1 pseudogene is annotated in these 1,028 nt (G+C 34.8%); it reads left to right on the forward strand.

The features are described 5' to 3' along the window. Nucleotides 1–1,028 (forward strand): annotated as a pseudogene (locus GBN19_RS15430) (IS4-like element ISAba33 family transposase); the annotation flags it as partial.

Below are 1,028 nucleotides of genomic sequence, written 5' to 3' on the forward strand. Positions count from 1 at the left end.
CTTAAACAAATATCTAAAGTGGAACAAGTCACATGCAAAATGTTTTACACTGATTATGCTGGCATTAATTGTAAAACAGACATGTAATCTTTCTTCTGCATCTAAAGCCTTACCCATCAAGTGCTTACCACAATCATTTTATCGACGTATACAACGCTTCTTTGCAGATCAGTATTTCGATTATCGTCAAATTTCTCAGTTAATTTTCAATATATTTTCATTCGATAAAGTCCAATTAACTTTGGATAGAACTAATTGGAAATGGGGAAAACGAGATATTAATATCTTGATGTTAGCCATCGTCTATCGTGGAATAGCGATACCTATTGTTTGGACATTGCTCAATAAACGTGGAAATTCAGATACAAAAGAGCGTATTGCTTTGATTCAACGCTTTATCTCCATTTTTGGTAAAGATCGTATTGTGAATGTGTTCGCAGACAGAGAATTTATCGGTGAGAAATGGTTTACATGGTGAATTGAAAATGACATTAACTTCTGTATACGTGTTAAAAAAACTTTATTGTGACCAATCACTTAGCCAAGAATCATAAAATTAGTGATTTATTTCGTCATCTTCAAGTTGGTCAAACTGAATGTCGTAAACGACGTATTTGGGTTGGTCGAGTGAAACTGTATATTAGTGCGCTACGATTAGAAGATGGAGAACTTTTACTTGTTGTTTCTCCTATGTTTAATGCTTCTGCTATTCGTGATTATGCATTACGCTGGGAAATCGAAACGTTATTTAGTTGTCTCAAAGGACGTGGATTCAATCTTGAAAATACTCGTTTAACAGACCCTAGACGAGTCAAGAAATTGATAGCAGTGCTAGCTATCGGTTTCTGTTGGTGCTATTTAACAGGTGAATGGCAACATGATCGGAAAAAAGCGATAAAAATAAAGAAGCATGGACGACTTTCAGTAAGTTTATTTCGCTACGGTTTGGACTATGTTCAAATGGCTGTTCTACGTTTGATTGGTTTTGGGAAAAAAGAAGAATTTAAGAAAGTGCTCGCAATTTTAAG

The sequence above is a fragment of the Acinetobacter brisouii genome, from assembly GCF_008993995.1.
GTDB lineage: Bacteria > Pseudomonadota > Gammaproteobacteria > Pseudomonadales > Moraxellaceae > Acinetobacter > Acinetobacter brisouii_A.